Here is a 6,069-nt window from a genome sequence, read left to right as displayed (position 1 = left end):
AGGATGATTTTTCAATTGTTTAACTTTTGTCTCGCACCCGCATAGCGGGTGGTTTTTTGTTTCGGAGACTTCGCCTCCTCAACTGGCTAAAGCCCATAATAAAACTAAGCAGTCTTTTAAAACTACTTAGTTTTATGTATATTATATAATATATCTTCTAACCTTCTTTAATTTCTACTGGTCGTTTAAGATTTTTCACTATTAAATCAACCATTCTTTCAGCACCGTTCGGTTTTAAATGCACCTTATCTGGTTCGAATAAAGTAGTATTACCATTTGCCACCGAATACCAATCAATTATCGTTACATTAGAGTATTTTTCTTTTGCTTTTGTTAACTCTGAATTTACAGTTTTTTCCCAAGCTCTTGGTACTTTAACATTAACGAAGTAAATATCAGCTTTATCAAAAATCTTCACTAATTCATCAAGTTGACTTTCAGTGAATGGTCCATTAGTTCCTAGTTGGAATATTATCGCTGAATTCTCATTGTTATATTGAGCGTAATTTTTAGCTTCATCCACTGCCATATATAATTGTCGACCGATTTTACCATCTATAACAGCTCCTGGATACAACTCTTTAAACTTCTCTCCGATATCAACTGTCAGAGAATCTCCCATAACAACTACAGAACTATATTTCTTGTCTGAATTATTTTTATCATCTTTATTTTCTTTGTTATCTTTATTCTCGTCAGTAGATTTATTTTGATTATTATCACTATTATTATTTTGATTATTTACAAATTGAGTTTCTTTATTGTTTTCCATTTCTTTTACAAATGCTGTTGAAAGGAATGGAACACCTTTCCCAAATATTCCCATCACAAATAGTAATGATACTACACCTATAATACTAGCATATACTTTTCTTGCTTTTTTAGGACGTTTTACTATTTTTTTATAAACCAAGTTAACGTAGTTTATAAATCCTAGTTTTCGAATTGGTGTTTCAACAAATACGTAACTTATAATAGCTACAACAAACGTAAGTATAATTCGTAATATTACATATAAAATATTAGGATTACCAATTTCTGACACTGGTGTAGTTAACACTAAAATTGGAAAATGCCATAAATATAAACTATACGAAATTTTACCAATAAAAACTATTGGTTTGAATGATAGTAGTTTTGACATTATAGTATGTTGTTTCCCACTACTTATTATAATTACTAAACCTAAAATAGCTACAAGTAGGAATCCTCCTCGATATAGCCAAGTATTATACTCTGAAGTATAAATCATAATTGCTATTAAGATAGCTATCGAAACAAACGATACTAAACTGTAACGTATATTTTCTTTTGGCGTTACTCTTGTATTAAGTTTATCCATAGGATATAAAATCGCTCCTACAACACCAACAAGTAACGAAAATGCTCTAGTATCTGTTCCAAAATAAATTCGACTTATATTATTTATATCGAATAATAAAATATGTGTTATTAGAGATATAAATATTAATCCTACAACAACATATAAAAAATTCTTATTTAATTTATATGTTCCATCTTTGGCTTTCTTTTTCCTATTAAATATTAAAAATAACAATGGGAAAACCATGTAAAATTGTTCTTCAATAGCTAATGACCATAAATGTTTAAATGGACTTTGCGAACCAAAACTATCAAAATAATCTAATTTATGGAATATATACCACCAGTTACTTGAATATATGAAACCAAATAAGGCATCAAGATGACTTTTACGTAGTAATACATCATTGAATAGCACCATCACTATCAATCCTACAGTTATCATAAAATACACTGCTGGTAATAAACGTCTAGCTCTTCTTAAATAAAAATTATATAAATTAAGAGACCCTGTCTTTTTATATTCTTTAATAATCAATGAACTAATTAAATAACCTGATAAAACAAAGAATAAATCAACACCTAAGAAACCACCTGGTAGGTAATTTACATCGACGTGATAAATAATAACGGCTAATACCGCCAATGCCCTTAAGCTATCTATACTTGGAAGGTATTTTGATTTGTTATTACTCATTTCTACCTCCTTTAATCTTTAAACATTGCTAGTGCGACACGACCTCGTTCTTTGTCTACATCAATAACATATACATCAACGATTTGTCCTACACTAAGAACGTCTAATGGGTTTTTAATATAATTTTTACTGATTTTTGAAATATGAACCATTGCATCTTGCTTAAGACCTATATCTATAAAAGCTCCAAACTGTGTAATATTTCTAACAGTTCCAGCTAATTTCACACCAATTTGTAGGTCATCTATTGTCAGAATATCTGATTTTAACAATGGTTTAGCAAATGATTCACGTTCATCACGTAATGGCTGTTTTAAATCTTTAATTATATCTTCAAGTGTTTCTATTCCCACACCGATTTTTTCAGCCAGTTCTTTCTTATCTACAGCTTCTACAGTAGTTGCAAACTCTTCAGTCCCAACTTCCTTAGTAGATAATTTCAATTCTTTTAATAAGTTTTCTGCAGCTTTATAACTCTCAGGGTGAATACCTGTAGCATCAAAAATATTTTTACTATCTGGTATTCTAAAGAATCCTACACATTGCTCATATGTTTTCTTACCTAATCTTGGTACTTTAGCAATTTCTTTAATAGTTTCAATTTTCCCATTTTCTTGACGATAAGCCACAATATTTTTAGCTATTTGCTTATTAACACCTGAAACATATGATAATAAAGATACTGAGGCTGTATTAACATTTACCCCTACTTTATTTACCGCTGTTTCAACTACGAAAGTTAGTTCTTTTTCTAAAAATTTAGGTGTTATATCATGTTGATATTGTCCAACACCGATTGACTTAGGATCGATTTTTACTAGTTCACTTAGCGGGTCTTGAATACGACGTGCAATTGATACTGCACTTCTCTCTTCTACGTTAAAATCAGGAAATTCTTCACGAGCCACTTCACTCGCTGAGTAAACACTTGCTCCCGCTTCATTAACTATAACATAATCTATTTTTAGTCCCGCTTCTTTTAAATTTTCTACAACAAATTTTTCAGTTTCACGAGATGCTGTCCCATTACCGATAGCTATTAAATTAATATTGTGTTTATTAATAAATTTAATTAAATCTTTTTTAGATTTCTCTTGTTTATCTGCTGATGCTGGTTTATGTGGATAAATAACCATCTTATCTATAAAATTACCATATTCATCAACAATCGCCATCTTACATCCAGTTCTAAACGCTGGGTCTATTCCTAAAACTTTCTTGTTTTTTAGAGGACTTTGCATTAAAAGTTGTTTTAAGTTCTCTGAGAAAATAACAACAGAGTCTTCTTCTGCTTTTTTCGTTAAATCACTACGAATCTCTCTTTCGATAGATGGATAAATTAAACGTTTCATACTATCAGCGATACATTCTAATAGTAATTCATTTATTGCTGTTTGACGATTTTTTGTTAATCCTCTAAGAATATAATTATGTAGTCTATCTTTATCATTTTCTATACTTACACGAATTATACCCTCTTTTTCCGCTCTATTTAAAGCAAGTATTCTATGAGAAGCAATTTTCGAAATTTGTTCACCGAATTCATAGTAGTTTTTATATGTAGAGTTTTCGTCTTTCTCTTCTCCACCTTTTTTTAGTACTGAAGTGATCTGACCAAACTTTCTAGTATTTTCAAGTACATACTCACGATATTTCGCACTATCTGAAATATTTTCTGCGATAATATCTAGTGCATAATTAATAGCTTCTTCAATACTATTTACTTCTTTTTCAGTATTTATATATTTAGCTGCTTCTTTATTTAAATCTTCTAAAGATTTTGGAAGTTTCAAAATATAGTTAGCTAGTTTCTCTAATCCTTTTTCTTTAGCTATCGTAGCCTTAGTACGTTTTTTCTCTTTAAACGGACGATATAAATCTTCTACCCTTTGTAGTTTTTCTTGAGCTAAAATATCTTTTTTCAACTCATCAGTAAGTAGACCTTTTTCTGAAATCAATCTAATTACTTCTTCTTTTCTTTCTTCAAGAGATTTTAAATAATTAAATTCATCTTGTATTTGTTTTATAGCAACTTCATCTAAAGAATTTGTTAATTCTTTTCTATACCTAGCGATAAAAGCAATTGTATTTCCCTCTTCTAATAGATTTAAGACATTTACCACATACTTATCTTGTATCTTTAGCTTAGTTGCCAAATTTTTTGTAATTTTCTCGTACATTCTATAACTCCATCTTATTATTATAATAAACTCTTGGAACACGTTTATTTATACAACAAAATATTTCATAACTTATTGTATTTTGATATTCTGCAAAAGCATCTACTGAAACTTTCTGACCGTTATATTCTCCAAAGAATAGTACATCGTCTCCTACTTTTACATTTTCACTACAACGAACCATAAGTTGATCCATACATACACGTCCAACAATTTCACACTCTTCAGATCCAACTCTAATTTTAAATCCTTGAGCTCTCCTTAGTAAGCCATCAGCATATCCTATAGGCACTGTCGCAATATATTCATCTTGTCTAGCTTCATAGCTAACACCATACCCAAGTTTTTGTCCTGCTTGGAATTTTTTTACATGTGTCACTTTGCTAATTAAACTAGCTACAGGTTCTAATTGCACCTTATCTAATTTTTCAATATTTCCACTTGGATAACATCCATATAGTGCAATACCTATTCTAGAAAGATTGTAACGATCTTCTCTATCACTATATTTTACTGTTCCTGCTGAATTTTCTATATGAATATATTTCGGTTTATGAGTGAAAACATTAAGAGTATTTTCGAAATTTTCTGTTTGATAATTGTCATAATTATCATCATACCCATCAGCATTTGAATAATGTGAGAAAATTCCTTCAAAATCAAGTTTTTCTGAATCTAATAAGTTATCAATCTCTTTTAGTTCTTCTAAATCGGAAGTTCCAATTCTTCCCATTCCAGTATCTATTTTAACATGAATTTTTAATTTTCCTTCTATTTGTTGCAATTGTGCTAAAGATTCTTCTAACCATTCTTTAGACGGACATGTTAAAGAAACATTATTTTCTACTGCATATTTAACATTTTGGGGATTTGTAACTCCTAATACAAGGACCATACTATCTTTAATAACATCTTTTAGTTCTATTGCTTCTTCTAATGTTGCTGTTGCGAAATACCTAACTCCATTTTTATATAGATGATCTGCGATTACTTTCGAACCAAGTCCATAAGAATCTGCTTTAACAATAGCTAATCCGATTTTTTTGTTATTTAAAGCATTTAACTTACTGTAATTATTTAATAATGCATCTAAATTTACTCTTAATTGTGTTGGTCTATCATTAATCATTATTCTAATCCCCTTTCTCTAAAACAACAAACGCCACTACTGTTGTATCAGTATGGCTTATAGTCAGATGTGTCCTAAAGTCGCCATATTCTATATATGGTTTCCCATTCTCATCTTTTTTTACCTCAACATCATGAAAAGAAAACTCCTTAGAAATTCCAACTCCAAGTGCTTTAGAGGTTGCTTCTTTTACCGCAAAGCGTCCCGCAAGGAATTCCATTTTTCTTCTTTTATTTGTTATTTTATAAAATTCATTTAATTCATTTTCTGTATATAATTTTTCAAGTCGTTTTTTATCATCAACATATTTTTCGAAGCGATGAATATCGACGATATCACAACCTATTCCGTAAATCATTTTTTACCTCTTCATTATATAGTCTTACAATATTATAACACTAATATGGATATTATGAAAGCTATATTAACTTGTTATTTAGCTTTATTATTTACTTAATTAGGAGTAAAACAAAAATCGTAATTTCTGTATAGAGTTTCCCCACAAATTCTATACAATTTCTAAAAAGTTTCCACAAGGTGAATTAAGGTTCCGATTTGTTAAAGTGTCTATAAGTTTTAATATGGGAGTGACTCAAAAATCGTGATTTCGAAGAAATCGATTTTATCGAGTCACCCCCGCACAGGTTATTAGATATCTAAAAAGCTTTTATAAAGCGAATTTAGATATCAATAAACCACTGCGTCTATGAATTTTCATATAAACCTTGTTAAAATTTAGG

At 29.7% G+C, this 6,069-nt stretch carries 4 protein-coding genes; all 4 read right to left on the bottom strand.

The window, feature by feature from the left end:
- Positions 1-157: 157 nt before the first annotated feature.
- Genes PNO30_RS06550 through acpS form a run of 4 tightly spaced genes read right to left on the bottom strand, consistent with a single transcriptional unit; the run spans position 158 to position 5,687 of the window.
- A complete protein-coding gene (locus PNO30_RS06550; protein WP_271987604.1) occupies positions 158-2,020 on the bottom strand; it encodes an acyltransferase family protein in 1,863 nt (620 codons plus the stop codon).
- Between the two features lie 11 nt (positions 2,021-2,031).
- Positions 2,032-4,200, bottom strand: a complete 2,169-nt coding sequence (locus PNO30_RS06545) for a Tex family protein (protein WP_271987603.1) — start codon at positions 4,198-4,200, stop codon at positions 2,032-2,034.
- Between the two features lies 1 nt (position 4,201).
- Complete coding sequence (gene alr / locus PNO30_RS06540) at positions 4,202-5,329, bottom strand: alanine racemase (protein ID WP_271987601.1); 1,128 nt, start codon at positions 5,327-5,329, stop codon at positions 4,202-4,204.
- Positions 5,330-5,333: 4 nt separating this feature from the next.
- Complete coding sequence (gene acpS / locus PNO30_RS06535; protein WP_271987599.1) at positions 5,334-5,687, bottom strand: holo-ACP synthase; 354 nt, start codon at positions 5,685-5,687, stop codon at positions 5,334-5,336.
- Positions 5,688-6,069 lie beyond the last annotated feature (382 nt).

It is taken from the genome of Gemella haemolysans (assembly GCF_028308085.1).
In the GTDB taxonomy this organism is placed as follows: Bacteria; Bacillota; Bacilli; order Staphylococcales; family Gemellaceae; genus Gemella; species Gemella haemolysans_D.
This window is presented reverse-complemented; position numbering and strand designations above follow the sequence as displayed.

What these genes read in the sequence shown, in the direction of transcription:
- PNO30_RS06550 (WP_271987604.1), bottom strand. Translation starts at nt 2,020, where the DNA reads ATGAGTAATAACAAATCAAAATACCTTCCAAGTATAGATAGCTTAAGG.
- PNO30_RS06545 (WP_271987603.1), bottom strand. Translation starts at nt 4,200, where the DNA reads ATGTACGAGAAAATTACAAAAAATTTGGCAACTAAGCTAAAGATACAA.
- alr (WP_271987601.1), bottom strand. Translation starts at nt 5,329, where the DNA reads ATGATTAATGATAGACCAACACAATTAAGAGTAAATTTAGATGCATTA.
- acpS (WP_271987599.1), bottom strand. Translation starts at nt 5,687, where the DNA reads ATGATTTACGGAATAGGTTGTGATATCGTCGATATTCATCGCTTCGAA.